Genomic DNA, 1,666 nt, shown 5'->3' with positions numbered 1-1,666 from the left:
CGCCCCCCCCCCCCCCCCCCCCCCCCCCCCCTGACCACAGTCCAGCTGCAAGGAGCCGGATCATGACTGATTCCGACGATACCACGACTTTGCCTGCGCTCAGCCGCCGCGACCTGCTCGGCGGTGCCACCATCCTGCCGATCGGCGCGGCCGACGGCCAGGGCCGCGGCGCCAGCTCCGATCCCGTCCTCGACCTCTTCCACGAATGGCGGGTTCTCCATGCAGAGCTGGATGCCTGGCAGGAGGACTGGCAGAAGAAGGAGGGCGTCCTGCTTCGCACCGTCGGCATGCCGCGCGTTCTCGTACCGGTGCCGGGCAAGGTTGAACCGGTCTCGGCCTGTGAACCCGCCGAGATCGACGAGTTGCTCGAGGATCTGCCTGGAACGGAGGAGCTTCGCCAAAGGCTGCACCGCGAGTTCGAAGCTCACCGTCGCCGTTGGGAAATGGCCGCAGGTGCGATCGGTCTTGGTCAGGTGGAGGAGCGTGTCGACCTTGCCTGGGATCGCTGGGGCGCCATTACCGAGACCATCTGGCAAACGCGCGCGGGCAGCTTGGCCGGTGCCGCCGCCAAACTCGCCATGGTGCTCTCCGCCGGTCAGTCCCGATCCGACGATGACGAGCTCCCCTGGCCGCCCTTGCGCTCCGTCCTCGCCGATCTCCAGCGCCTCGGAAAACTGCCCGACAGTGTGGTGTCGACGTCACGATAATGATCCACGTGATCGTAGCTGTTGCACGCCGCAGAAACGACTCAGGCGTGAATACCCTGTAAGAGCTTCTGAAAGTCCTGGACTCGCTGAGTGGCAGCGACAACAGTCGCTCGTCGATTCTCAAGGAGAACAGAAATGGCGGGAGACGCAGCTGTCGGCTTGCAACAGGGAACGGCGGACGAGACACGGAAACTGACCGTTCAGATCGTTGCCGCGCATGTGGCTCATAATAATGTTGCGGCGAACGACCTGCCGGCGTTGATTGATCAGGTCTACAACGCCCTCAACAGCCTCGGAAAGCCTGTCGAGCCGGTGAAACGGCGGCCAGAGCCGGCCGTGCCGATCAAGAAGTCGGTGACGCCCGACTACATCATCTGCCTTGAGGACGGCAGGAAACTGAAGATGCTTAAGCGGCATCTGAAGACCGCCTACAACATGGCGCCCGATGAATATCGCGAGCGCTGGGGGTTACCAGCCGACTACCCCATGGTCGCGCCGAACTACGCCAACCAGCGCAGTGCGTTGGCGAAGACGATCGGGCTCGGGACGCGTCGTCCGGCGCAAGCTGCCGCGCCGGCTCCGGTGCCGCAGCCGACCGCATCGAAGGCCCGGCGCAGCCGCAAGGCGAGCTGACACTCCAGATCTGGCACTCGTTGATATCCGGGGGCGAGTGCCGGAATGGATACAAATCACCTCGGAGAGGCGACGACAATCAGATCGCCGCCGGCGTGACGAGGGATTTCTCCAATAGCGCGGAGACTTCCGGTTCGTCCCTTTGCGGACCTTCGCCGGGCTGCCAGACTGCTCCGAAGCGGACATCCTCGTCGACCCGGTGCTCCCGAAAGGCGGACCTTTGCTCAAGGGGCAGTCACCGTTGCGGACCTCGATCGGTCGTGGCCGAGCGCCTCGACCCCGACCCCGACCTCGGAAGCTCGGTGTCCCTTCTGAAAGGGGCTCTC

At 64.6% G+C, this 1,666-nt stretch carries 2 protein-coding genes; both read left to right on the top strand.

Annotated elements, in window-relative coordinates:
• Positions 1 to 62 precede the first annotated feature (62 nt).
• Positions 63 to 707 carry a hypothetical protein gene (locus AAHM41_RS40130; RefSeq protein WP_342242244.1) on the top strand — a complete coding sequence of 215 codons (645 nt, stop codon included), beginning with the start codon at positions 63 to 65 and terminating at the stop codon, positions 705 to 707.
• Positions 708 to 842: 135 nt separating this feature from the next.
• Positions 843 to 1,340, top strand: coding sequence for a MucR family transcriptional regulator (locus tag AAHM41_RS40125; RefSeq protein ID WP_342242243.1), 498 nt, complete (start codon positions 843 to 845; stop codon positions 1,338 to 1,340).
• Positions 1,341 to 1,666: the final 326 nt, after the last annotated feature.

The organism is Inquilinus sp. OTU3971 (genome assembly GCF_038440215.1).
The sequence above is the reverse complement of the archived record's forward strand: the minus strand, read 5'-3'. Positions and strand labels throughout refer to the sequence as shown.

Bases quoted from the DNA above. Each gene is read 5' to 3' on its own strand.
- AAHM41_RS40130 (WP_342242244.1), top strand. From the start codon at position 63: ATGACTGATTCCGACGATACCACGACTTTGCCTGCGCTCAGCCGCCGC.
- AAHM41_RS40125 (WP_342242243.1), top strand. From the start codon at position 843: ATGGCGGGAGACGCAGCTGTCGGCTTGCAACAGGGAACGGCGGACGAG.